This is a genomic window from Streptomyces sp. NBC_00386 (assembly GCF_036063235.1).
In the GTDB taxonomy this organism is placed as follows: Bacteria; Actinomycetota; Actinomycetes; order Streptomycetales; family Streptomycetaceae; genus Streptomyces.
The window spans coordinates 9,474,209-9,498,777 of the sequence record NZ_CP107950.1 but is presented as its reverse complement, the minus strand read 5'-3'; the positions used below and the strand labels follow the sequence as shown (position 1 = coordinate 9,498,777).

Below are 24,569 nucleotides of genomic sequence, written 5' to 3'. Positions count from 1 at the left end.
CGCCGAGTCATGCCGATCGGTCTCTGCGTTCGGTGCCCAGGCGGGCGTAGTAGTCGATGAGGTCGGGCGCGTCCATCGTGGCCGGGTTGACGACTTCGTCGGCCGGGGCGCCCTGGAGGAGGCGTTTGACGGGGACTTCCAACTTCTTGCCGGTGCGGGTGTGCGGGATGCCCGGCACTTCGATGATCTCGTCGGGGACGTGGCGGGGTGAGACGCCGCTGCGGATCGCGTCCTTGATCTGCTCGCGCAGGTCGTCGTCCAGGACGGCTCCGGCCGTCAGGGTCACGAACAGCGGCATCCAGTAGCCGCCGTCGGGCTCTTCCGCGCCGATGACGAGGGCTTCGGTGATCTCGGGGAGGCGTTCGACGATGTCGTGGATGTCGGCGCTGCCCAGGCGGACGCCGTTGCGGTTGAGGGTGGAGTCGGATCGGCCGTGGACGATGACCGAGCCGTGCCGGGTGAGGGTGATCCAGTCGCCGTGGCGCCAGATGCCGGGGTAGGCGGTGAAGTAGGCGTCGTGGTAGCGGGTGCCGTCGGGGTCGTTCCAGAAGTACAGCGGCATGGACGGCATGGGGCGGGTGACGACGAGTTCGCCGACCTGGCCGGTGACGGGGAGCCCTGCGGTGTCGTAGGCGGCCAGCGCCACACCGAGGTTGGGTGCTGAGAGTTCTCCGGCCCAGATGGGGGTGTTGGGTGCGCTGCCGGCGAAGCCGGAGACGATGTCGGTGCCTCCGCTGGTGGAGGCGAGCAGGACGCCCTCGCCGACGTGGTCGCGGACCCAGGGGTACGCGGAGGCGGGAAGGGCGGAGCCGGTGCAGCCGACCACGCGGACGGACGACAGGTCGTGGACGGCGGGGTCGATGCCGAACTTGGCCATGCCCAGCAGGTATTGGGGGCTGGTGCCGAAGACGGTGACGCGGTGGCGGGAGGCCAGTTGCCACAGGATGTCGGGTTGTGCGAAGGGTGCTGGGCTGCCGTCGTAGGTACAGGTCGTGGCGCCGGTCAGGAGGGTGGAGGCGATCAGGTTCCACATCATCCAGTGGGTGGTGGTGTACCACAGGAGGCGGTCGGCGGGACCGAGGTCGGAGTGCAGGCCCAGGGTTTTGAGGTGCTCCAGCAGGACGCCGCCGTGGCCGTGCACGATGCCCTTGGGCAGGCCCGTGGTACCGGAGGAGAAGACGACCCACAGGGGGTGGTCGAACGGTACGGGGGTGCAGGTGAGTTCTTCCGAGCGGGTGGAGGCGTCCTCCCACGGGACGACGAGCGAGGGATGGTCGCGGGACGGCCAGGGCAGGCCGACGTGGTCCACGAGCAGGGTGGCCTTCAGTGTGGGCAGGGCGCCGGCCAGTTCGAGGGCCGCATCGCGCCGGTCGTGTGTGGTGCCGTTGAAGAGGTAGCCGTCGGCGGCGACCAGAACGGTCGGCTCCAGCTGGGCGAACCGGTCGGCGGCCGCCGTGGGGGCGTAGTCCTGTCCGCACACCGACCAGACGGCGCCCAGGCTCGCGGCGGCCAGGAACGCGACGATGGCGTGCGGGGTGTTGGGCAGGTAGCCGACGACGCGGTCGCCGGGGCGGACGCCCAGGTCGCGCAGGGTGGCGGCGACGGAGGCGACGTGCGCGCGCAGCTGCCTGCCGGTCAACTCGTAGGCGGCGCCGGTCTCGTCCAGGGCGATGACGGCGCTCTGGTCGTCGGGGAGATTGCGCAGGGCGTGGTGGGTGTAGTTGAGGGTGGCTCCGGTGAACCAGCGGGCGCGGGGCATGGTCTCTTCGACGAGCACCTGCTCGTAGGGGGTGTCGGCGTCGATGTCGAAGTACTCCCACACGGCACGCCAGAAGCCTTCGAGGTCGGTGACCGACCAGTGGTGCAGGGCGGCGTAGTCGGTGCCGTCCAGTCCTGCGTGGCGGGCGAAGTCGGCGATGCGGCTGTCGGCGACGTCCTTCGGGTCGGGTGTCGTGAAGGGGGCCGGGGCGGGGCTGGTGGTCATCGGGTGGCGCTCCTCAGCGGGTTCTTCGGGGCGGGCTGTGGGCGGGGGCGAGGACCGGGGCTGTGCGTGGTGTGCAGGAGGAATGCCCAGGCGGCGGTGTCGGTGAAGGCGCTTCTTCCGGTGGGGATGACGTCCAGGACGACGCGGTCGGGGCGCAGGAGGACAGCGTCCGCCCGGCCGGCGCGCAGCCAGGCGGCGAGGGTGCCGTCGTCGCCCAGTTCGGTCACGCGGATCGGGTGGGCGCCGAGGCTGTGGGCGAGGGCGCTCAGCGAGGGGGTCGGGGCGTTGGCGGTCAGGATGGTGAAGGAGTCGCCGAGCAGGTCGTCGAGGCGGGTTCTGCCGGTGCCGGTGCCGGTCCACGGCTGCGGGCAGTGAGTGCCCGCGAGGCCGCGCCGGCCGGGCCGCGTCCGGCGTCGTACGAGCGGCCCGGTGGTCAGGGCCGGGCTGAGATCCCGGCCGGCCGCTGCGGTCAGGCCGGGTATGCGGCAGGCTGCGGCCAGGAGTCTGCGGCGCAGCGTGGCGGCGCCGTCCTGGCCGCCGGTCATGGCCCAGCCCATGGCGACCGCGAGGCGGATCATGTGCCGGGCGTGCGGTCTGCGTTCGCTCTCGTAGGTGTCCAGCAGCCGTTCGTCGGCGCCTTGTTGGAGGACGCGGGCCAGTTTCCAGGTGAGGTTGTAGGCGTCGCGCAGGCCCGAGCACAGCCCCTGCCCGACGAACGGCGGGGTCAGGTGGGCGGCGTCGCCCAGGAGGAAGACGCGTCCGCGGTGCCATCGGTCGGCGACCAGCGCCCGGAAGGTGTACTGGCTCTCGCGGACGACCTCGAAGTCTCCTTCGTACGAGGGTGGCAGCCATGGGGCGAGGAGTTCACGGACCGTCCCGTGGCCGTCCTTCAGGCGGAACTCCCAGCGGTAGCGGTCCTCGCCGACGCGCATGAAGGTGGCCGGCCGGTCGGGGTCGCAGATCTGCTCGACCCCCTCCCAGCAGCGGACGTCGGCATCGGTGCGGATGTCGAGGACGGTCCAGCGCTCTTCGAAGCGCAGGTCCTCCCAGGCGGCGCCGATGGCGGTGCGGGTGACGCTGTTCGCACCGTCGCAGCCCAGGACGGCCTCCGCCCGCAGCTGGTGCTCGCCGTGCTCGTCGCGGTAGGTCACGTGGACGGGGCCCGCGCCGTCCGGGTGGATGCCGGTCACTTCCGCGCCGCTGCGCAGTTCGCACTCCGGGCGCAGGGTGAGGGCGTCGCGCAGCAGCCGCTCCAGCTCGGGCTGGTCGAACATGCTGGTCTGCGGGTAGCCGTGGTGGCCGAGCGCCGCTCGCGGGAACTCGGCCATCACCCGGTGCCGGGCGTCCAGCAGCCGCAGTCCGCGGGCCGGGCGGCTGATCGCGGTGAACTCCTCACCGACACCGGCGGCCTGGAGGATCCGGTGGATCTCGTCGTCGGCTGCGACGGCGCGTGGCAGCGGGTAGGGGGCGTGGTGGCGTTCCAGGACGACGGTGCGGACTCCGCGCCGGGCCAGGAGGAGGGCGGCGGTCACGCCCACCGGTCCGGCGCCGATGATCACCACGGGTATGTCGGCCGGGATGTGCTCGACGGTCATGTGCGGCTCGTTTCGGGTTCAGTTCACGTCGGTCACGTCGCGGCGGACACGGAATTGCGCTGCTCGCCGAGGTCGATGCGCCCGTCCGGGGTGGCGATGGTCGCGGTCACGACGTCGCCGGGGCGCAGGTAGTGCGGATTGCGGGCCTGGCTCTTGAAGAACGCCTTCCATTTCATGGCGGGCGGCAGGAGGGCGCCGATCTTCTCGATGGCCTTCGGCGGGGCTTTGAGCGCGGTGCCGCCGGGGGTGCCGGTCAGCAGGAGGTCTCCGGCGTCGAGGGCTTGGAACCGGGCGAGCAGTGTCAGCGCCTCGGCCGGCCGCACGATCATGTCGGTGAGGGTGCGGTCCTGGCGGAGGTCCCCGTTGACGCTCAACTTCAGTCGCAGGTCGAGGAGGTGGGCGAAGTCTTCCGCGTCCAGCAGGGCCAGGTGGGGGCCGGTGGGCGTGAAGGTCGGGTACGACTTGCTCTCGTAGAACTGCGTCTTGGTCAGCTGCACGTCCCGCGCGCTGACGTCGTTGGTGATGACGAGGCCGGCGACGTACGAGGGCAGGTCGCCCTCCTGGACGACGGTGCCGACGGGCAGCGGTGCGGCCATGACCAGGCCGAGTTCCACCTCGTAGTCGAGGAACCGCACGTGCCGGGGGCGGACGATGGCATCTCCGGGGCCGCTCACCGAGCCGGACGCCTTGCGGAAGAAGGTGGGCGGGATGTCGCCGGTGAAGCCGGAGTCGCGGGCGTGGCTGCGGTAGTTGACCATCTGGGCGACGACCCGGCAGGGGGTGGTGACCGGGGAGAGGGCGGCCAGGTCCGCGACGGGTGTACCCGAAGCGGTGCTCTCGGCGGCCTCACAGACGGCCTGGCGGTCGGCGATCAGGTCGGCGGTGGTGATGGCCTTGGTGTCGATGAGGACGGCGTGCTCGTCGCGCACCACCCACCAGCCGTCGGCGGTGCGCAGGATGTTGGTGCTCATGTCGGTGCCTTTGTGAGGGGGCGGGGTCAGGAATTGATGGCCTTCATCAGGCCGAGCAGACGGGCGGGGTCCATCTCGTTGTCGCCGCGCAGGGCTTGGATGACGTCGCGGATCCGTTGCGGGGAGGGGCTCGCGCCGAGGAAGTCGCGGGTGGCGGGCGGCCCCCACTGGGCCAGTCCGCTGGTCGACATCGGCGCCCAGCCCGGTTCGAGGTCGCGGGAGAACAGGTCGCCGTCGGCGAAGTGCTCCAGCATGAAGCGGTCGGGGTCGCGCCAGTAGTCGAACAGCTGACTGCCCTGGATGTGCCGGCCGATGCCCCAGCTGCGCTTGTAGCCGCGCTCGCCCAGGTATTCGCCGCCTGCCGCGATCGAGTCCAGGTCGGTGACCTGGTATGCGGAGTGGACGTAGCCGTTGGCGGGGCCGAGGTGCATGGCCAGGGTGTGGTGGTCAACGGCCAGACCGCCCTGGTCGCAGCGGATGAACGCCATCGTCGGACCGCGCCCGCGCTGCCCGTCCAGGAACAGGAAGTCCGACACGATCATGCCGAGGGTGTCGAGGTACCAGTCCAGGGCCCGCGCGAACACCCGTGTCTCCAGCACCACGTGTCCCAGGCGCTGGATCCGGGACGGCTCCCGCGGTGGGCGCTGGGTGGCGTTGGTGCGGCGCCGCTCGGTGCCGAAATTGAGGAGCTGCGGCTGCTGCCCCGGCAGTTCGGGGAGCGGTTCCGCGCAGTGCACGACCCGTACCGGAAAGCCGGAGGGGTCGAGCAGGTCGACCGCCGTGCCGCCGCCGGGCACGTCCGCGCCGCGCACGTCCCCACCGGTGGCGCGCGCAAGGCGGTCCAGGTCGCCCCGTTCGGCCGCGCGGAAGGCGGGGCCGATGAAGCGGGACGTGCGGCCGCGCCGGATCACCATGCAGGGCGATCCGGAGAAGGTGCCCCGCAGCCACAGTTCGTGCTCGGTGCGTGCGGCGGTCTGGAAGCCGAAGTCGCGGGCGAAGACTTCCGCCCGCTCCAGGTCCGGCTTCTCGAATTCCAGCCAGGCCAGGTCCGCCACCTTGATCACGGGGTTCCGGGAGCGTCCCGGATGCTCACCGCGCTGGGCACCCTGCTCACTGTGGAGGTCTTGATGGGCCGTCTTTGCATCAGCCCCGTTGAGGCGGGTTTCAGACATGGTGCCCTCCCAGCAACATCGCCGTAATGATGAAATCATCAACTGTGACGGTTCCGTCGTCAATACGTTCACGACAGGAAATGATGGGTTCATCAGGACTGCGACAGTCATCGCCTCGGCGGTTAGAATCTGCGCATGCCTACGTCAGCCCCGCCCGGCAACCGGTTCGATCGGCGCCGCGCCAAGACCCGCGGCGCTCTCGTCCACGCGGCCCGGCAGATCCTCGCCGAATCCGGGGACACCAGCGCCAGCATCCAGGTGATCGCCGAACGCGCCGACGTCGGCTTCGGCTCCTTCTACAACCACTTCCAGTCCAAGACGGAGCTGTTCGACGCGGCCGTGGTCGACGCCCTGGAGGAGTTCGGCAGGACCTTCGACGAGCGCCTGACCGGCATCGACGACCCGGCCGAGCTCGTCGCGGCCGGTTTCCGCCTCAGCGCCCGGCTGACCACGTCCCACCCTGAACTGATGCAGGTCCTGCGCCGCTGCGGCCTGTCCCACATCCACTCCGAGAACGGCCTGGCCGCCCGGGCGCTGCGGGACCTCCAGGCGGGCATCGCCTCCGGCCGCTTCACCGCCCTCGATCCGGCGGTCGCCCTCACGGCTCTGGGCGGAACCCTCCTGTCCCTGGTGGAGCTGCGGTTCGCGCGCCCCGACCTGGACGGGGACGAGGCGGCGGCGAACCTCGCCGAGATGGTCCTGCGCATGCTGGGCGTCCCGCCGGACGAAGCCCGCGAGGTCGCCCGACGCCCGCTTCCCGACCTCGCCTCCCCCGTCGCCTGAAGCGTGGCGCAGAAGCCCCTGACTTGCAGGTCAGGGTCCTGGCCCGGGCGTTCTGAACGCGCGGCCGGGCGAGGTTGCGCATGTGGGCGACGGCTTGCCTGGGGGTCGCCCGAGGCAGGGGCGGGAGGGTTTCGGTGCTTGGGCCGGACAGGCGGCTTGCGGGCGGATGTGCACGAAGTCGCCGCGGACGCGGGTGGGGGGTGAGCCTGTCCGGCGGGGTTGGCCTCCCCCACCTCGTCCCTGTTGGAGGTGGGATGGAACAGGTGGTTTTCGAATCCGTCAGGTACTCCGGTGTATGCCCGGACTGCGGTGCGGAGCTGGAGTGCCGGGGAGTCCAGGCACTGGTGGATGACCGGTTGCGATGGGACGTTGAGTCGACCTGTTTCACCTGCGGATTCGCGGTAGCCGTGTGCGATGGCGACCTGCCGGCCGAACGGCGGGATCAGATGCTCTCCGAGCATGGACTCGCGAGGCTGCAGGTGAGTGATCCACCGGCGAAGAGCGTCGCCATCATGCGCGTGCTGCGGGCTGAGCTCGGCATCGACCTGATGACCGCCAAGTCTGTGCTGCGCCGTGTGCTGGACGGTGACTACTCAGGAACGCTTCCCGAGATGGAACGACTGGCCCGCACGCTACGGGAGTCCGGCGTCGCTGCCGCAGCTACTCGCCCTTAGGAGCGTGACCCACGTGGCCGTGATCAACTGTGACGTTGCGGTTGTCCCGTCTCTGGACGTTCTCCCTGGCACGCTTGATCTTGGTGGTTCGGCTGCCCTGGCACTTCACTGCCGGGGGCGGCCGCTTGTTACTCTTTCCGATCATGCGAGCCCTCTTCCCAGGATCCTTCGACCCGATCACTCAAGGGCACCAGGACGTACTCCGGCGCGCTGCCCTCCTGTTCGACGAGGTCGTCGTGTGCGTGATGTTCAATGCGAACAAGACCGGCCGTTTCCCCATCGCGGAACGGCTGGACCGGCTCCGCGCGGCAGCAACTGACCTGAGCAACGTCACGGTCGACTCCCACACCGGCGGCCTGCTGGTCGACTACTGCCGCCAAGCGGGAATCGACGTCGTCATCCGCGGAGTCCGCAACGTTCACGACCTGGACTACGAAATGCCGATGGCTCGCATGAACCGCGAACTGGCCGGAGTCGAGACGTTCTTCATCGCCGCGGACCCCGCCCTGGCCCACGTCTCCTCCACCCTCGTCACTGCGATGAGTCAACAGGACCGTGTCCCCGAATGATGACTTGAGCCGGCTGAGTTCCCCGTCAGAACGCGCCGAGCCGGCGAACCGGAACGTGATCTCGGACTTCCGCCGGCAGCCCCCTTTCCTGGTCAGGTCCCTCCAGGATGGGCAGGACAGGCGGAGCGTGAGATCACGGCGGGCGCGAGGGAGCGTGCCGTCGTCGACTCGCCACCCGGGCATCCGAAGGGCGTGGCGTTGACACTCAAGGGGCGGGCCGGGGAACGCCGGGTCCTCGAAGGGTTCGTGGCAGGAATGCGTGACGGGCTCAGCAAGGTGACGGTGCTGCGCGGGGACGCCGGGATCGGCAAGACCGCGCTGCTGGAGTACGCGGCGGCGGAGGCCGCCGACCTGCGCGTGGTCTCGATGGCGGGGATCGAGTCCGAGAGCGCAGGGTTCCCCTTCGCCGCGCTGCACCGGATGCTCATCCCACTGGTGGACGGACGGGACGGCCTGGACGCGCTCAAGCACTCCGGCGCGCTGCCGCCCACCCAGCACGACGCGCTGCGCGTGGCCTGCGGACTGGCCGACGGCCCGCCGGCCGACCGGTTCCTCGTCGGGCTCGCGGTGCTGACCCTGCTCGCCGAAGCGGCCAGGAAACGCCCGGTGCTGTGCTGCGTCGACGACATGCAGTGGCTCGACGACGAGTCGCTGGGCGTCCTGTCCTTCGTGGGCCGACGGCTCCACGCCGAGGGCGTCGGTCTGCTGTTCGCGGCCCGTACCGGTTTCGAGGTGCCCGCGGGGCTGCCGGTCATCGAAGTAGGCGGCCTGGCGGACGAGTTCGCGCTGGAGTTGCTGCGTGAGACCGTCCCTGGACAGCTCGACGCCCGGGTCGCGGCCAGGATCGTCACCGCGACGTCCGGGAACCCCCTGGCGCTGGCCGACCTCGGACAGGAGCTCTCCGCCGAGCAGCTCTCCGGCGGGCTCGCCCTGCCCGAACCGCTGCCTCTCGGCGGCCGGTTGGAGGCCCACTACCTCCGGCAGGTGCGGGCGCTGCCGGAACCGGCCCGGACCTGGCTGCTGCTGGCCGCCGCCGAGCCGGGCGGCGATCTCGGATACGTCACCAGCGCGGCGCGGCGCCTCGGCGTCGACCCCGAGGCCTCCGGCCCCGCCGAGACCGAGCGGCTCGTGGTGCTGCGGACCACCGCGCGGTTCCGGCATCCCCTGGTGCGGTCCGCGGTCTACGGCGGCGCGGACGGCGGCGAACGCCGACGCGCCCACCGTGCCCTGGCCGAGGTCACCGACCGCCCGGCCGACTCCGACCGGCGCGCGTGGCACCTCGCCGCGGCGGCGCTCGGCCAGGACGAGGCCGTCGCCGCCGAGGTGGAGCGGGCGGCCGACCGGGCGGGCGCGCGCGGCGGCTACGCGGCCCGCGCCACCTTCCTGACCAGGGCCGCCGAACTCACCTCGCGGGCCGGGACACGCGCCGAGCGGCTGCTGGCAGCGGCCGAGGCCGCGCTGCGCGCCGGAGCGCCGGTGCAGGCGGAATCGCTCCTCGACACCCTCGACGTCTCACTGCTCGACGACGTCGGCCGGGGCAGGGCGCTGCTCGTCCGCGCGCACACCATCATCGCGCTCGGCGACGCCGGTTCGTTCGCCAAGGCGCCGGCGCTGTGCCTGAACGCGGCCCGTTCCCTGACCGGCGGAGCACCCGACCTCGCCCGTGAGGCGCTTCTCAGGGCCGTCGAGCGTGTCATCACCGCCGAACACCTCGCGGAGGGAACGACACCGGCCGAGATCGCCCGCGCCATCGAGGAACTGGTGCCGCGCGACGCGCCCGCCACCGGTGTCGACCTCGTGCTGCGCGCGTTCGCCGTCCTGGCCACCGACGGGTACGAGAGCGCCGTGCCCCATCTGCGGAGGGCCGCCACGATGCTGCTCGACCCGCGGACCGGCGACGAGGACGTGCTGCGGGGCCAACTGCCCGTCATCACCATGACCATGGTCCTGTGGGACGAGGAGGCGCACACCGCCGTCATCCGGCGCGGTGCCGACATCAGCCGACGGGCGGGCGCCCTGTGGCAGTTGGACTCCGCCCTGTACTGCGCCTCCATGTCCGAGACCAATCTCGGCGAACTGGCCGCCGCCGACGATCTGCTGACGGAGGGTCACCAGATACGTTCCGCGATCGGCGCCAACGACGAGGTGTGGGCCATCTACCGGCACCCGGAACTGCTCGCCTGGCACGGTGAGACCGACGATCTCGACACCGTCCTGCGCGGCTCGATGGAAGCCGGAACCCGGCTGGGCGCGGGCGCCGTCGCGTCCATCGCCCGCATCGGCACCGTCGTCCTGGCGCTGAGCCGCGGCGACTACGCGCCGGCACGCGCCACCGCCCACGAACTGATCGAGCACGACGTCCTCGGGGTGCACTCCCGGCTGCTGCCCCACCTCGTCGAGGCGGCGGTGCGCTGCGGCGACCGCGTGCTTGCCTCGGCCGCGCTGCGTACGCTCACCTCCCGCGCCAGGGCGGCGAACACACCATGGGCGCTGGGCGTACTGGCTCGTTCGGAAGCGCTGCTCGCTCCCGCCGACGAGGCCGAACCGCTCTATCGCGAGGCGATCACCCTACTCTCCGGCACCAGGGCCCGCTCCGATCGCGCCGTCGCCCATCTGCTGTACGGCGAATGGCTGCGCCGCCGCAAGCGCCGCAAGGACGCCCGTGAGCAATTGCGTACGGCCCTGGCGATGTTCGACGGCATGCGGGCCATGGGCTATGCGGCGCGCAGCGCCCAGGAGTTGGCCGCGACCGGGGAACACCCCCGTCGTGGATCCGCGGGACCGCAGCCCGCGCTGACCCCGCAGGAACTCACGATCGCCCGGCTCGCGAAGGACGGCGCGACCAACGCCGAGATCGCCGCCCAGCTCTTCATCAGCGCCGGCACGGTCGACTACCACCTGAGAAAGGTCTTCCGGAAGCTCGACGTCACCTCCCGACGCCGGCTCGGCCAGGCGCCGGGGCTCTGAGCCCGGAGCCGGGCCCAGGTACTCCCTTCGGATTCGCGGTGCAGGGGCCGGTCCGCCCGATCCAGGCGGCCGGGCGGACCGTTCGCAGGGCGGACACCCGGTGACGCGACCGGCGCGCGGCGGTCACGACTATGCGCCGCACGGGATTCGGGGCCGCCCTGTCCCGGCGGACGATCAACCGGTCGGAAATCGTCCGAAGACGGGAGCACCCATGCCGTACGTCACCGCGGCCGACGGAGCGCGGATCCACTACAAGGACTGGGGCCAGGGCAGGCCGGTCGTGCTCAGCCACGGCTGGCCGCTCAACGCCGACAGCTGGGAGGCGCAGCAACTGTTCCTCGCCGCGAACGGCTTCCGCGCCATCGCCCACGACCGGCGCGGTCACGGCCGTTCCGACCAGACCTGGAACGGCAACGAGATGAACACCTACGCCGACGACCTCGCCACCCTCATCGACACCCTCGATCTGCGCGACGCGACCCTCGTCGGCTTCTCCACCGGCGGCGGCGAGGTCGCCCGCTACGTCGGCCGGCACGGCACCGCACGCCTCGCCCAGCTCGTCCTGGTCTCCGCCGTACCGCCCTTCATGCTCAGGACCGACGACAACCCCGGCGGTGTGCCCCTCGAGGAGTTCGACGCGCTGCGCGCCGGCTCCCTCGCCGACCGCTCGCAGCTCTACCACGACCTCGCCGACGGACCGTTCTTCGGCAACAACCGGCCCGGTGCCGAGGTCTCGCAGGGCATCCGGGACGCGTTCTGGCGGCAGGGTCTGGCGGCGGGACACCGCAACGCCTACGAGTGTGTCGCGGCCTTCTCCGCCACCGACTTCCGGTCCGACCTGGACGCCTTCGACGTCCCCACGCTGGTCGTCCACGGCGACGACGACCAGGTCGTGCCGTTCGAGGTCGGCGGCAAGGCGTCGGCCGCCCGTATCAAGAACGCGACCCTCAAGGTCTATCCGGGCGCACCGCACGGCATCACGGACACGCACAAGGACCAACTGGGCTCTGATCTGCTGGAGTTCCTCAACTCCTGAGCGGGAGCGAGCGAGTCGGCCGCGCCAGGAGAGTGTGACGGCCGGGACGCGCCTTCGCGCGCTCGCCACAGGCGTCCGGTGCGACCGGGTGAACCGGTCTGCCCCGGCCCGGTGTTACGGGCCGTCGTGGGGGCGGACGCGGTCACCGCCCATCGCTGCCGGACGGCACCTCACCCTGCCCACACCCCGTCGAGCACCTCTTCGCCCCGCCCTCACTCCGTCGGGCCCTCTTCCCCCTTCCTGCATCTTGCCGGGCGATTCCTCGCCCGCTGTCCGGCGGGCCTCCCGCCCGCCCGAGTCGAAGGAGCCATACCGTGGCCTCCCCCGCCCACCCTCGCCGCCGTGTCCTCGGCGGCCTGCTCGCGACCGGCGCGTTCACGCTCAGCGGTGGCACCGCGACCGCCTCCGCGACGGCCCGTACCGGCGACGCGAGCACACCGACCGTCGTCCTCGTCCACGGCGTGTTCGCCGACGCGTCCGGGTGGAACGACACCATCGCCCGGCTCCAGAAGGCCGGCTTCCCGGTCATCGCCCCCGCCAACCCGCTGCGGGACCTCGCGGGCGACTCCGCGTACATCTCCAGCGTCGTCGACACCGTTCCGGGTCCGGTCATCCTCGTCGGGCACTCCTACGGCGGCGAGGTCATCACCAACGCGGGACGCGGGCACAGCAACGTCAAGGCGCTGGTCTACGTCGGTGCGTTCGCGCCCGACGAGGGCGAGAGCGCGCTGCAACTCGCCTCGATGTTCCCGGGCAGCATGCTGCCGGACGCGCTGCTGACCCGCCCGTTCCCTCTGCCGGACGGCACCCCCGGCGGCATCGACGGATACATCGACCCGGCCAAGTTCCACGACGTGTTCGCGCAGGATCTCCCGCACTCCGTGACACGGCTGATGGCGGCGACCCAACGCCCCGGCTCCGTGGGCGGGTTGGGCGCCGGAAGCGGTGTCCCGGCCTGGAGGAGCCTGCCGTCCTGGTACGTGATCCCGACCGCCGACCACGTCATCCCGCCCGCGGCGCAGCGCTTCATGGCCGAGCGGGCGGGCAGCACGACCGTCGAGGTCAAGGGTGCCTCGCACGTCGTGATGATGTCCCACCCGGAAGTCGTGGTCCGCCAGATCCTGGCCGCGCACCGCGCCACCCGCTGACACCTGTCACCGTCTCCCGAGGAGCTCCGATGAGCACTGCCCCCGACACCATCGTCCTGATCCACGGTTTCTGGGTCACACCCCGCAGTTGGGAACACTGGATCGACCGCTACGAGAAGCAGGGCTACCGCGTGATCGCTCCCGCGTACCCCGGGTTCGAGGTGGAGGTCGAGTCCCTGAACGCCGACCCGGCCCCGATCGAGAGGATCACCGCCCCGCAGATCATCGAGAGCCTGGCGAACGTGGTCCGCGGGCTCGACAGGCCGCCCGTCCTGATCGGTCACTCCGCCGGTGGTGCCTTCACCCAGGTCCTGCTCGACCACGGCTACGGCGCGGCGGGCGTCGCCATCAACTCCGCCCCCACCGAAGGCGTATCGGTGGTGCCCCTGACGCAGGTGAAGGCCACCTTCCCGGTGCTGAAGAACCCGGCGAACCACCACAAGGCCGTCGGCCTCACCCATGACGAGTGGCACTACGCCTTCGCCAACACGTTCGCGGAGGAGGAGTCCCGCGCGCTGTACGAGCGCTACGCGGTCCCCGCCTCGGGCCGCATCCTGTGGAACAGCGTGCTGGCCAACCTCCAGCCCGGCCACCAGGACATCTGGGTGAACTACCACAACGACGACCGCGCGCCGCTGCTCTTCCTCTCCGGCGAACTCGACCATCTGATGCCGCCCAAGGTCCAGCAGTCCAACGCCCGGCACTACAAGTCGGACACCGTCACCGAGGTGAAGGTGTATCCCGGCCAACCGCACCTCATGCCGGCCTCGCCCGGCTGGGAAGAGGTCGCGGACCACGCCCTGTCGTGGGCACTGGAGCACGCCATCCGCTAGACGCCCTGCACGGAACTGCCCGGGCCGGGACGGACGTACGCGATCCGTCCCGGCCCGGGGGGACCACCTGCGGCCGACACCGCAAACGGTGACACCGCGAACGGCTGGACGGTACAGGTGACACCACGAACGGCCGGACCACACAGGCGACACCGCGGACGACGAGACTCCGGACGACAGGACAGCGGACGACGACACGGTGAACGGGGACCCGGCATGAGCGAAGCACGCATCACCCACATCGGCGGTCCGACCACCCTGATCGAGGCCGGTGGCTGGCGGCTGCTCACCGACCCCACGTTCGACCCGCCCGGCCACCGCTACCGCTTCGGCTGGGGAACGTCCTCGCACAAGACGGCCGGCCCCGCGCTCACCCCCGCCGAACTCCCTCCGATCGACGCCGTTCTGCTCAGCCACGACCACCACGGCGACAACCTGGACCTCGCGGGACGGGCCCTGCTCGCCTCCGCGGACACCGTCCTCACCACGCCGTCCGGCGCCCGCAGCCTCGGCGGCAACGCGCGCGCCCTCGCTCCCTGGACGACCCACCGCCTGGAGGCTCCGGGCCGACCGGCCATCACGTCTTCGTCCACCCGCCGAGCGCGGAGAGTGGCGCGCGACTGGGCGGGAACTGGCCCACCGTCGTCAACGATAAGGACCGGAAGTGCCGGTTCGTGCGAGGGGTCGACGAGTACCGGAAGCTGAAGGCGACACGTCCTCTTTAGCTCCTCGCTGCTGATCGTGACCTGCCCGCTGAAGGGCCAAGGCTGTCCTGTCGCCGGCCTTCTTGGATATTGAGCCTTTTCCAACCTGCTGCAGAGCGCACCGCGGTCGCCGCGAGCGCGGTGCTCGACTGTTTCATGCACCTTCGGTATCCAGTCGCTCCGCGGACTGGAGCAGGTACTCGGGTAGCTTTGAACTGGCCGCCAACACCTCGATGCCGATGAGGCGGCCCTGCTCGTCGAAGTCGAGGTTGATCATGCCGTCGACGTCCACCGGATCGCAGGGATACATGTGGGCGGACTTCACGCGGGCCTGCGGTTCGGTGAGGTATACGTACGCTGCGTCCACGGTCTTGTCGTAGGTGACTCTGACGTCTGCCACGGTGAGCGGGCTCCCTTGCTGTCGTTGATGGCGGCGCTGTCCTTGCTCTGCCTCCGGCCGCAGCGACCTCAGGCTGCCGTGGCGAGGTGCAAGACCAGCACCGCCTTGACGATGTCGGTGATACGGGCGGTGCTGCAACGGAGTTTGCGCAGGAGCCGCCACCTCTTCAGGGTGGCATTGACCTGCTCTCCGACGGCTCGGATCCTGGCGCGGGAGGAGTCCACCGCCCGCTTGCCGACCGGGAGCGTGCTCCAGCGGCCCCGGTAAGGCACCCGGATCGGTCCCCTAGCTCCTTGATATCCCTTGTCTGCCCACGTCCGGATGCCGGCTTGGGTGAGCGCTTCGATGATGCCGTGGGTGCGTGCGGCCTTGATGTCGTGGACGGCACCCGGCAGGGCAGGTGAGACCCAGAGCAGGCGTCCGAACGCATCGGCGATGACCTGGACGTTCATGCCCCCCCGTGGGAGCAATGCTCAAGGCCTGTGGATCAACCTCGGGTTGGACGTGAAGGGCGTACTTTCCCGATTGGTCCTGTGATGGTCACCGAGTAGGCCCACGTTCGCAGCGCGGGTCGGGAAGGCGTGCCCGCGATCAGTGAGGTGCTGCCGCTGCTCCATGCACGGATTGTCCTCCGGTGACTTCGTGCCCGCGTTGGAGCAGTTCCTGGGCAGTTCAGCTGGTCTCTCGCCAGCCACCGTCACCCGCCTCACCACGCACTGGCAGGGCCGACCACAAGGCGTTCGGCGAGCGCGACCTGGCCGGATCCGACTACGTCTACGTCCGGGCCGACGGCATCCACCTGCGCACGACCAACCCGATCGAGTCGACGTTCGCCACGGTCCGGCTACGGACCAAGGTCACCCGCGGAGCCGGCAGCGCGGCCGCCGCCCTCGCCATGGTCTTCAATCTCGTCGAGTCCGCCCAGGCCCGCCGGCGGGCCGTGAACGCGCCCCACCTCGTCACCCTTGTCCGGGCCGGAGCAGGCTTCGACCATGGCATGCTGATTGAGCGTTCTGAAACGATCGCAGCATGACAAGACACCGCGACACCAGCGCAACACCTTACCGACGACTGAACGAGCCCCACCGCCTGGACCTGGCCGACCCAGCCACCCTGCGCCAGTTGTGGGAACTTCAGCGCGCCGCCTACGCCGTGGAGGCCGCACTCATCGGATTCGACGGCATCCCGCCACTGCACGAAACCCTCCAAGAGTTTCGAGGCTGCACCGAATCCTTCCTCGGTATCGCTGACGACACCGGCTTGGCCGGAGCCGTCTCCTGGACCCGACTGGACGACGGCACCTTGGATATCTGCCGACTCGTGGTCCATCCCCGCGCACACCGCCGCGGCATCGCTACCGCGTTGCTCGACCGTCTCGATGCCATTGAATCCGCAGACCTGACCCTGGTCTCCACCGGAACCGCCAACCACCCCGCGCTCGCCCTCTACCAGAGACGCGGATTCACCCCCACCGGCAAACGTCAGATTGCGCCCGGCGTCACAGTCACACTGCTGGAACGAAGGACCGATGCGCCACCCAACGGACTGTCCGTCCACAAGTCTTGACAGTTACTCAAGGTGTGAAGCCGGGGAGCCTGGGATCTACGCGGCGGACCGGGGCCCGTCGATCCCTGTCGATGACCCATGCCTGCACAGAGCCTGCCTTCGGGCCGGTGGGTGATCCGGCATCCTCTCTCAGCTCCCCTTCGCCGAGGGCGCGTTGACTCGATCCCTCGGGTGTGTTCATGGTGCGGTGTGAAGGACGGCCCCAAGCCCTTCCACGTCCGCACCTGGACGTGCGGAGCCTGCGGGACGGTCCTGGACCGGGACACCAACGCGGCACTCAGCGTCGCCAAGGCCGCCGGACCGGCGGTGACAGCCTGTGGAGCGCAGGTAAGACAGGCACCCGCGCCCGCACAACGCTGTGCGGCAGAACCCACCCGAAGCGACCCACACGGCTTGTGTGGGAACAGACGGGAATCCCGGGCTTCTGGGCTCGGGAGGATGTCAAGGCAGTTCTTCCTGGCCGGCGTTGTGGTCGCTGACCCAGTTCTTGTGGGCGTTCGATCCCTCGCGTCCGGGTGAGATCTTCAATACGGCTTGGCCGTCGATGTGTTCGAGGCTGGTGATCACGTAAGGGGATCCGGCCTGTACCGCTATCCGGATGCTGCCGTTGCCGTACTCCGTCACCCGTAGCGTTCGCCCGCCGGACAGGGGGATGTCCCGCTTGTCGACTTCTGCCGGCCTCTCGTCTGCTGCAGCCACCACCGTCTCCTCGCTTCTCCTGAATGGAAGGGCGTCACCTTACGCCGTCCCGCTACGGCCCGGCAGTCGTCGCGTACAAGTCGGTCAGATGTGTTCTCGCATGGGATGAACCTGACCTGCCGGCACCGGAGCAGCGGATCCGGGCTGTGGTCGACGCGATCACCGACGGCACCACAGCCCGCCTCGATCAGCTTCAGGGCCTGCCGGCCCAGGCCGTCCTGGCTGTCGAACGTGATCAGCAAGCTCCGATTGCCGATGCCTACCACGACGCCTTCGTCTCCCTGGCATGCAGCCTCATCTGCCGGCGACGCCTCAAGAAGGCCCACCCATGACCCTGTTACGAGCTCCAAGAGCCCGAAGACCGAGGCGGCTCAGGTCAGCCTCTTCCCCCGGTGGGACGATTTCGTCGCCAGGGTCGGCTCAGCCCCTATGAGGGCTGTGCCGAGTCACTTCCTGCCGAGCCGTCGGCTGTCCCAAGGTCTCTGCAGATCCATTGGCGACGGAGCCGTTCCCGCCTATCGCGGCCCCGACGGTTCGGCCGGCCGGTTCAGCGGAGCCTTGGCATTCTTTGCGGCGGCTGCCGCGACGGTTGCCAGGTCTTCGCCCGAGAAGCCGGCGCGGCTCAGCACTGCCAGAGATTTGTTCGTCGCCAGCGTGCACAACGCCAGCTCTGCCGCCTCCTGCTCACCGGCCCCCGCCGCCAGCAATGCCTGCTCCAGCATCGCCCGCAAACCGTCGATCATGGCGCGGACCATCGCCCGTCCCTCCGCGTCGAGGGCCGGGAACTGCGTTGCCGACACCGTGAGCAGGCAGCCATCCGGGACCGTCGGGTCGGCGATGCGGTTCAGGGCGACCTGCAGGAAGGCGGCCACAACGGCGCTCGGGCTCGGGTGGGGGCCGGACAGTGCCTGCTCGTACAGCGGGTGGTAGGTCTGCGCGTACCGTTGGAGGCTTTTGCGGAAGAGGGCGCTCTTGTCGCCGAAGGTGCCGTAGAGCGAGCCCCGGCCCAGGCCCGTGCCCTCGGCCAGGCGATCGATCGATGCCTCCGAATAACCCCAGCGCCAGAAGACGTGCATCGCACGTCGTAGCGCCTCGTCCACGTCGAATTGCTTGCGGCCTGCCATGGTCCGTCAGTCTACACATCTTGTACCGATCGTTCAAAGATGTGTATGGTCGCTGGCATGACAAGCTTGAGTTCGCTGCGACTGCCTGACGGATTCCTTGACGTCTTCACCAGCCGGTTCGTGGAGGTGAACGGACTGCGGCTGCACGCGGTCACCGGTGGGGACGGCCCGGCGCTGCTGCTGATCGGCGGGTGGCCCCAGACCTGGTACGCCTGGCGGGAGGTGATGCCCGCGCTCGCCCGACAGCACACCGTCGTCGCCGTCGACTCGCGCGGGGCAGGGCTCTCCGACAAGCCCGACGACGGGTACGACGCCGGCACGCTGGCCGCCGATCTGGTCGCGTTGATGGCCGCGCTCGGGCACGACCGGTTCGACGTGGTCGGCCACGACATCGGTACGTGGACCGGATACGCCCTCGCCGCCGATCACCCCGAGCGGGTGGGCCGGCTCGCCATCCTCGAAGCAGTGATCCCCGGTCTCACGCCGTCCCCGCCGTTCTTCGGCCCGGCCGCGGTCAACCTGAAGCTCTGGCAGTTCGGCTTCAACCGGCTCACCGACCTCAACGAGGAACTGGTCCGGGGACGGGAGCGGCTCTTCTTCGGCTGGCAGTTCGCCACCAAGGCCGCCACGCGGACCGCGATACCCGCGTACGCCGTCGACGTCTACGTCGACGCGATCACCGCGGATCCTCGCGCGCTGCGGGCGAGCTTCGCGTACTACCGGGCGCTGGACGAGACGATCGCGCAGAACGAGCAGCGCGGCAAGACCCGGCTGACGCTGCCGGTGCTCGCCCTCGGCGGCGCGCTGTGGAGCGGCGCGAATGTCGCCCAGACGATGCGGCAGGCGGCCGACGACGTCACGGGGGTCGTCCTCGACGACTGCGGCCACTACCCGGCCGAGGAGCAGCCGGCGCGGTTTGTCGAGATCCTGGAGGAATTCCTCGTGGCCAACCGGTAGCAGGCACGCCACACGGCTGAACTTCGCGAACGACAGGCGGAGCTTCGCAAACTCCGCTACGTCGTCGAGCAGGCCTTCGCCCTCCTCCACCAGCTCAAACGCCTCGGCATCCGAGGGGGAACGATGCCTCGAACTCCACGACGCCTTCGTCTCCCTGGCATGCAGCCTCATCTGCCGGCGACGCCTCAAGAAGGCCCACCCATGATCCTGTTACGAACTCTCAGAGAGCATCTGATCAACGTTTAGGCTGGATTGTCTGAATCACCTGTTTCGATTCGCCAGGTTGGTGCTGATTCTCCGGTGAGTTCACGGCTGGTTTTGTTAGCCATGGCCCAGTGGACCATGGTGCGGGATCGCTGAGGGAGGGCTTCGTAGTCCCGGACGAGGCGGCGGTTCTGCATCAGCCAGCCGAAGGTGCGCTCAATCACCCAGCGCTTCTTCTGGGGTTGGAACCCCTTGATCGGGGAGCGTTTCACGACCTCGACGTCGATGCCCCTGGACGCTCCGTGCTGGAAGACGCTGTTCTGGTATCCGCCGTCGGCCCAGACTTTCGTCACGCTGGGGTGTGACGCGGCGAGCTCGTCGAGGAGGCGTTTCCCGCCGGTTGAGTCGTGGACCGAGGCGGCAGTGACGATGACCGCGAGGACCAGGCCGAGCGTGTCTGTGGCGACATGACGCTTGCGCCCTTTGATCTTCTTGCCGGCGTCGATGCCCTGACTGGCCTCGGCGACATTTGCGGAGGTCTTCACGCTCTGCGCATCGATGACGGCAGCCGACGGGGCCGCGGGCCGGCCCTGTGCGCGACGGGCCTTGTCACGCAACAGGTCATGCACCTGCTGGGTGGTGCCGTCCGCCTCCCACTTCGCGTAGTAGTCGTAGACGGTCTTGTACGGAGGGAAGTCGTGCGGCAGGTACTCCCACGGGATGCCCGTCCGGTTGACATAGAGGATCGCGTTCACGATCTCCCGCAGATCATGCACCCGTGCCGCGGTTCCCGGCCCTGTCCGGCCTGCCCGCCAAGACACGAACACCGGCTCGATCAACGTCCAGCGGGCATCGGAGACGTCACTGCGATAGGGGCGTCGAGGACTCACAAGACACGCAACGACCCACCATCGCCCTGGTCACAGTGAATGCCCCCAAATCGCCTGCAAAATAGATCAGTTGCCCTCTCAGCACCAAGGCAGCCATGAAGGGCTACCGCGTCCACTACACCCTCGCGACGAAACTGGTCAGCGAGCTGGTCGAGGCCGCCTACGAGCAATGCCAGACATCGCTGCAGCACCGTCCAGGAAGCGGGGCCGAGGGGGGATGGGGCCGCTTCTCCGGCCAGACAGTACGGGCCTGCTGGTCGATGTCGTCGGTCTTCAGCATCCGCACCTCGGAGCTGGACGCGCCATGCAGTAGAGCGAGCATGCCCATCACCGCTTCCTCGATCAGCAGCGACCGGACCAACTCCCAAACGGCATCGGACAGTTCATGGCGACGTATCGCCCGACCATGATCCAAGACGCAGGATCACTTGATGACAAGCTCTAGGTTCTGTCTCTTTGGTCAGCGTCGGGTCCAGATGAGGATGCCTGCGAGGTGGAGTGCGGCTTGGTAGGCGGTGGCGAGTTTGTCGGTTCGTGTGGCCAGGCCTCGCCAGTGCTTGAGGCGGTTGATGCAGCGTTCGACGGTGTTTCGTTGCTTGTAGGTCTCGGTGTCGAAGGCGGGCGGCCGGCCGCCTGCGGCGGCCTCGCTGCAGGCGGTGGCCCACCTGGTCGGACGGTTGAGGGATGACCGCGCGGATTCCCCGACGCCGCAGGTGCGCCCGGATGGCACGGGAGGAGTAGGCCCGGTCCGCCGGCACGGCCGCGGGCCGTGTCCGGGGCCTGCCCGGGCCGCTTCTCGGCACACGGATGCGGGCCGTCACCGTCTCGAAGGCCGGTGCGTCGCCGGCCTGGCCCGCGGGGACGGCGAATGCCAGTGGCCGGGCCCGGCCGTCCGCGGCCAGGTGGACTTTGGTGCTCAGCCCGCCGCGTGAGCGTCCGAGTGCATGGTCGGCGGGCTCGACGCGACCGACGGCCCCCTTTTCAGTGCGCCGGCGGCGTGCTGGTGGGCCCGAACGACGGTGGAGTCCACAGATACGGTCCAGTCGATGTCGTCGTCGGAGTCCGCTGCGGCCAGAACAGCGGTGAGGATCCGCTCCCAGGTGCCGTCGACGGTCCACCTGATCAGGCGTTTGTGAGCGGTCTGGAACGAACCGAGCTCGTCGGGAAGGTCCCGCCAGGGCGAACTGGTTCGGTACTTCCACGCGATGGCCTCAAGGGTACGGCGGTGGTCGGCCCATCGCCGCCCACGAACCGGATCGGCCGGCATCAGCGGCTCGATCCGGTTCCACATCGCATCAGTGATCACTAATCGGACAGACACACCCGATCAACTGACCAACCCATCAAAGAGACACGTGCTAGCGGGCGGCGGAGACAGTCTCCCACTTGCTGCGGGCCTGCGGCGCCGATCACAGGACACTGTCCAGCAGGTCCATTCCCTTGCGGCAGTCGTTGACGACCTGTTGCAGGTCGTTCCGTTCGGCGATCAAGAGAGCTTCCTGCCAATGCACGCGTGCCTGTTGGTGGTCGCCGAACTGGAAGTGCGCGCGTCCAAGGGCCTCCAGTGCGTCGGCGGTCTGGTGGTCTTGGTTCGTCTTCCGGGACAGCTGCAGTCCTTCTGCGAGGAGTGCGAGCGCCTCCTCGCGCTCGTCGAGGGCTCGCAGCGCGTCACCGAGGGCGATGAGGCCGACCTGGACGAGGAATGGCCGCTGCTGGGTACGCCAGACCTCCACCACCCGGCGGAAGACGGCAGTCGCGCCACGGGTGTCACCCAGTTCGAGGAGGACCGCGCCGAGTATGTACTCGAAACGTGCCCTGGGCCGGTGGGAGCTTCCCACCAGACAGATGGCTCGCTCGATGGTGGTAAGAGCCTCTTCCGGGCGGCCGGCCTGTCGCAAGGTGTTGGACGTGTTGGCGAGCGTCGACGCCTGGCGCTCGGTTTCTCCTGTCTGCTCGTACAGTGCGACCGCCACCTCCAGATGCTTGAGACTGATCTCGTTGCGGTGCGCCGATCCGTGGGCCATGCCGAGCACGTTGTGCAGTTCGGCCTGGCCGCTCAGAGCGGACTCGCGTTGCGCGGCGGACAGCGCTACGGTGACGGGCTCTTCCCACTCCTTGGTCCACCAGTTCGCCTGAATCCATCCGAACAGGGCGCCAGCGGTGCGCCAGGCGAGTTCGGGCCGGGAACTGCGCGCGGCGAGCTGAACGGCGTCCGTTAGAGCGGGTAGTTCCCGGGAGATCCAGTCCAGTGCCTCTTGCCCGTTCGCGAGCTCTGGCAAGGCTGTGGAGGCGTTTACGGGCCTGGGGCGTCCGATGCCGCTCGCCTGGTCTGCGTGCTCGGTCGCCTCGGCGTGCCAGAGGAGAAGCCGCAGCAGCGCCGCGTCGGCCTCCTCAGAGGACTCCTCGTCGCGGGCGCGCTCGGCAGCGAACTCACCGAGCAGGTCATGGAACCGGAACACGCCAGGGGAGGGGTTCTGGAGCAGGTGAGCGCTCGCGAGCAGGTCGAGCAGATCAAGTGTGTGGTCGAGCGGCTGGTTCAACAGGGCGGATGCGGCCTGGAGGGAGAACGGATGCGAAGGCCACAGGCCCAGTTGGCGAAAGGCCCGGGCGGCATCACGCTGCCGCAGCCTGTCGGAGTTGGCCAGAGCTCGGTAACTCAGCATGAACACATCCCGAATGCCCAGGTGGTCCACACTGAGGGCATCCAGGCGCTGCCCCTTCCACGCGAGTCGGTCGGCGGTGCCTGCGACAGATCGCCCGCCGGGCTGAGCGAGACGAACACCCACGATGCGCAGGGCGAGCGGGAGTCCCGCACAGGCATCCAGCACCCGGTCGGTCGCCGACGGATCGGCCCGGACCAGTTCCGTGCCGCAGATGGACGCCAGCAGGCTTCGCTGTTCGGCCCGGCCGAGAGGGCCGAGGGTAATGCGTGAGGTCCCCGGCAGCCCGGCGAGAGTGTGCCTGCTGGTCACAACCACAGCACTGGGGCAGGTACCCGGCAGGAGCGGGAGAACCTGCTCCGTGTGTCCCGCGTTGTCGAGCACGACCAGGACGCGGCGCTCGGCCAGCGTCGCCCGGTAGAGGGCCGCACGGTCGTCGCTGTCCTCGGGGATCGACCGAGGCGACACCCCCAGGTCTGCCAGGAAGCGCGCCAGCAGGTCATGGGCGGCCCGTGGGCTGCCGGTTCCGAAGCCGCGGAGATCGGCGTACAACTGCCCACCAGGAAAATCTTCACGGCTCAGATGCGCCGCGTGCAAGGCGAGGGTCGTCTTGCCGACCCCGCCCATACCGGAGACGATCACGACGGCAGGGGGGGTCATCGACCGCTCGCGGAGCCCGTCCAGCAGCGTCGAGAGTTCGTCCGTCCGCCCGGTGAAATCGCCGATGTCGCGCGGTGTCTGGAACGGTGCTCCCGGCACTGGCTGGAACGACGCCTTGGTCAGCGATACAGCTGCTGACGGCTGCACCTTCTTGTCTGTCGCTTGAGCGGTGTTCACCGGAGGGGAGGAACCCGGGCCGGGCGACAAGAGGAGTTCCTGGAAACACTCCTGGGTGGCTGAGGAGGGATCAATGCCGAGCTCGTCGGCGAGCCGCTGCCGCAGGCCGTGGTAGACGGCGATGGCCTCGGCAGTCCGGTCCTCACGTTGCAGTACTGTCATGAGCTGTCGGTGGAACGGCTCCCGCAACGGATGCTCCGCTATGCGGCGACCGAGCTCTCCGATGGTGCCGTGATGACGTCCCAGCCGGATCCGTGCCTCAAAGCTCATCTCCAGCGCGTTGAGATGAAGCTCGACCAGGTGCGCAACGTGGGGGCCGTCGTGGAGCAGCGGGAACTCTGGCAGCGGCCGGCCACGCCACAGCCCAAGGGCCGCGGCGGTCTCGGCGTATACGGCATCCCAACGGCCGTCCGCGTGGGCATCTTGAGCCTGTACCAGCCGGGTGGCGAAGATCTCGGCGTCGAGCTCTCCTTCACGAAGGTCGAGCCGGTACCCGCCGTGTCCCTGCACGAGCCGCTCCCGATGCGGACCCAGCAATACCCTCAGCCGACTGAGGTGATTGTGCAGGGACGCGGTGGCCGTCCTGGGAGGGTTGTGCGCCCACAGCGCGTCGATCAACTGATCGGGTGTCAGGGCGACTTCACGACTAAGAAGCAGTGCTGCCATCAGCGCGCCGGCCTTGCTCGCCCGGAGCGTGCGCGGCCGTCCCTCCAGATGGAGTGTCAACTCGCCCAGTACACCAAACATCCTCGCCACTACCGCTCCTTAGTATCGGCCCTGCCCTGCCGGAACGGTT

21 protein-coding genes and 4 pseudogenes are annotated in these 24,569 nt (G+C 69.4%); 14 read left to right on the top strand and 11 right to left on the bottom strand.

Annotated features, from left to right (window positions below):
- Positions 1-7: 7 nt before the first annotated feature.
- Genes OG780_RS41590 through OG780_RS41575 form a run of 4 tightly spaced genes read right to left on the bottom strand, consistent with a single transcriptional unit; the run spans position 8 to position 5,722 of the window.
- A complete protein-coding gene (locus OG780_RS41590) occupies positions 8-1,984 on the bottom strand; it encodes an acetoacetate--CoA ligase (RefSeq protein WP_328457208.1) in 1,977 nt (658 codons plus the stop codon).
- Positions 1,981-3,579 carry a bifunctional 3-(3-hydroxy-phenyl)propionate/3-hydroxycinnamic acid hydroxylase MhpA gene (gene mhpA / locus OG780_RS41585; protein ID WP_328457206.1) on the bottom strand — a complete coding sequence of 533 codons (1,599 nt, stop codon included), beginning with the start codon at positions 3,577-3,579 and terminating at the stop codon, positions 1,981-1,983. The genes OG780_RS41590 and mhpA overlap by 4 nt, the downstream gene beginning before the upstream one ends.
- 32 nt (positions 3,580-3,611) lie before the next feature.
- On the bottom strand, positions 3,612-4,550 hold the full coding sequence (locus OG780_RS41580) for a fumarylacetoacetate hydrolase family protein (protein WP_328457204.1): 939 nt from the start codon (positions 4,548-4,550) through the stop codon (positions 3,612-3,614).
- 26 nt (positions 4,551-4,576) lie between these two features.
- A complete protein-coding gene (locus OG780_RS41575; RefSeq protein WP_328457202.1) occupies positions 4,577-5,722 on the bottom strand; it encodes a VOC family protein in 1,146 nt (381 codons plus the stop codon).
- Positions 5,723-5,857: 135 nt separating this feature from the next.
- On the opposite strand from OG780_RS41575, the gene OG780_RS41570 reads away from it, so the two are divergent.
- From OG780_RS41570 to OG780_RS41535, 8 genes are all read left to right on the top strand, one after another.
- Entirely contained in the window at positions 5,858-6,505 is a 648-nt protein-coding gene (locus OG780_RS41570; protein ID WP_328457200.1) for a TetR/AcrR family transcriptional regulator, read from the top strand.
- 254 nt (positions 6,506-6,759) lie between these two features.
- Entirely contained in the window at positions 6,760-7,179 is a 420-nt protein-coding gene (locus OG780_RS41565; protein ID WP_328457198.1) for a hypothetical protein, read from the top strand.
- 143 nt (positions 7,180-7,322) lie between these two features.
- Positions 7,323-7,748, top strand: a complete 426-nt coding sequence (coaD, locus tag OG780_RS41560; RefSeq protein ID WP_328457196.1) for a pantetheine-phosphate adenylyltransferase — start codon at positions 7,323-7,325, stop codon at positions 7,746-7,748.
- 192 nt (positions 7,749-7,940) lie between these two features.
- Positions 7,941-10,715, top strand: coding sequence for a helix-turn-helix transcriptional regulator (locus OG780_RS41555; RefSeq protein WP_328457194.1), 2,775 nt, complete (start codon positions 7,941-7,943; stop codon positions 10,713-10,715).
- Positions 10,716-10,926: 211 nt separating this feature from the next.
- The gene (locus OG780_RS41550) at positions 10,927-11,751 is read left to right on the top strand and encodes an alpha/beta fold hydrolase (protein ID WP_328457192.1); all 825 of its coding nucleotides are present in this window, start codon (positions 10,927-10,929) and stop codon (positions 11,749-11,751) included.
- Positions 11,752-12,065: 314 nt separating this feature from the next.
- Positions 12,066-12,899: an alpha/beta fold hydrolase gene (locus OG780_RS41545; protein ID WP_328457190.1), complete on the top strand. Its 834-nt coding sequence runs from the start codon at positions 12,066-12,068 to the stop codon at positions 12,897-12,899.
- 29 nt (positions 12,900-12,928) lie between these two features.
- Complete coding sequence (locus OG780_RS41540; RefSeq protein ID WP_328457188.1) at positions 12,929-13,732, top strand: alpha/beta hydrolase; 804 nt, start codon at positions 12,929-12,931, stop codon at positions 13,730-13,732.
- A gap of 216 nt (positions 13,733-13,948) precedes the next feature.
- Positions 13,949-14,437 (top strand): MBL fold metallo-hydrolase, encoded by a 489-nt coding sequence (locus OG780_RS41535; protein ID WP_328457186.1) that lies wholly within the window; start codon positions 13,949-13,951, stop codon positions 14,435-14,437.
- A gap of 153 nt (positions 14,438-14,590) precedes the next feature.
- Here the strand turns inward: OG780_RS41535 and OG780_RS41530 are convergent, their stop codons facing one another.
- Together OG780_RS41530 and OG780_RS41525 are read right to left on the bottom strand one after the other, a co-directional pair.
- Positions 14,591-14,836 carry a DUF2283 domain-containing protein gene (locus OG780_RS41530; RefSeq protein ID WP_328457184.1) on the bottom strand — a complete coding sequence of 82 codons (246 nt, stop codon included), beginning with the start codon at positions 14,834-14,836 and terminating at the stop codon, positions 14,591-14,593.
- A 68-nt stretch (positions 14,837-14,904) separates the two neighbouring features.
- Positions 14,905-15,297, bottom strand: a pseudogene (locus tag OG780_RS41525) (transposase family protein); the annotation flags it as partial.
- A gap of 123 nt (positions 15,298-15,420) precedes the next feature.
- On the opposite strand from OG780_RS41525, the pseudogene OG780_RS41520 reads away from it, so the two are divergent.
- The 3 genes and pseudogenes from OG780_RS41520 to OG780_RS41510 all read left to right on the top strand — a co-directional run.
- Positions 15,421-15,869, top strand: a pseudogene (locus OG780_RS41520) (IS256 family transposase); the annotation flags it as partial.
- Positions 15,866-16,402, top strand: coding sequence for a GNAT family N-acetyltransferase (locus OG780_RS41515; protein WP_328457182.1), 537 nt, complete (start codon positions 15,866-15,868; stop codon positions 16,400-16,402). The pseudogene OG780_RS41520 and the gene OG780_RS41515, both read left to right, overlap by 4 nt.
- A gap of 78 nt (positions 16,403-16,480) precedes the next feature.
- On the top strand, positions 16,481-16,921 hold the full coding sequence (locus OG780_RS41510) for a zinc ribbon domain-containing protein (protein ID WP_443062278.1): 441 nt from the start codon (positions 16,481-16,483) through the stop codon (positions 16,919-16,921).
- On the opposite strand, the gene OG780_RS41505 is transcribed toward OG780_RS41510, so the two are convergent.
- The gene (locus OG780_RS41505; protein ID WP_328457180.1) at positions 16,844-17,101 is read right to left on the bottom strand and encodes a hypothetical protein; all 258 of its coding nucleotides are present in this window, start codon (positions 17,099-17,101) and stop codon (positions 16,844-16,846) included. The genes OG780_RS41510 and OG780_RS41505 overlap by 78 nt on opposite strands.
- A gap of 23 nt (positions 17,102-17,124) precedes the next feature.
- On the opposite strand from OG780_RS41505, the gene OG780_RS41500 reads away from it, so the two are divergent.
- The gene (locus OG780_RS41500) at positions 17,125-17,433 is read left to right on the top strand and encodes a hypothetical protein (protein WP_328457178.1); all 309 of its coding nucleotides are present in this window, start codon (positions 17,125-17,127) and stop codon (positions 17,431-17,433) included.
- Between the two features lie 183 nt (positions 17,434-17,616).
- Here the strand turns inward: OG780_RS41500 and OG780_RS41495 are convergent, their stop codons facing one another.
- A complete protein-coding gene (locus OG780_RS41495; protein WP_328457176.1) occupies positions 17,617-18,225 on the bottom strand; it encodes a TetR/AcrR family transcriptional regulator in 609 nt (202 codons plus the stop codon).
- A 57-nt stretch (positions 18,226-18,282) separates the two neighbouring features.
- On the opposite strand from OG780_RS41495, the gene OG780_RS41490 reads away from it, so the two are divergent.
- Complete coding sequence (locus OG780_RS41490; protein ID WP_328457174.1) at positions 18,283-19,182, top strand: alpha/beta fold hydrolase; 900 nt, start codon at positions 18,283-18,285, stop codon at positions 19,180-19,182.
- Positions 19,183-19,424: 242 nt separating this feature from the next.
- Here the strand turns inward: OG780_RS41490 and OG780_RS41485 are convergent, their stop codons facing one another.
- The gene (locus OG780_RS41485; protein WP_328457172.1) at positions 19,425-20,276 is read right to left on the bottom strand and encodes an IS5 family transposase; all 852 of its coding nucleotides are present in this window, start codon (positions 20,274-20,276) and stop codon (positions 19,425-19,427) included.
- 77 nt (positions 20,277-20,353) lie between these two features.
- Here OG780_RS41485 and OG780_RS41480 point away from each other — a divergent pair.
- Positions 20,354-20,446, top strand: a pseudogene (locus tag OG780_RS41480) (IS21-like element helper ATPase IstB); the annotation flags it as partial.
- Between the two features lie 290 nt (positions 20,447-20,736).
- Here the strand turns inward: OG780_RS41480 and OG780_RS41475 are convergent.
- Together OG780_RS41475 and OG780_RS41470 are read right to left on the bottom strand one after the other, a co-directional pair.
- Positions 20,737-21,597 (bottom strand): annotated as a pseudogene (locus OG780_RS41475) (IS5 family transposase).
- A gap of 88 nt (positions 21,598-21,685) precedes the next feature.
- Positions 21,686-24,520, bottom strand: a complete 2,835-nt coding sequence (locus OG780_RS41470) for an AfsR/SARP family transcriptional regulator (RefSeq protein ID WP_328457170.1) — start codon at positions 24,518-24,520, stop codon at positions 21,686-21,688.
- Positions 24,521-24,569 lie beyond the last annotated feature (49 nt).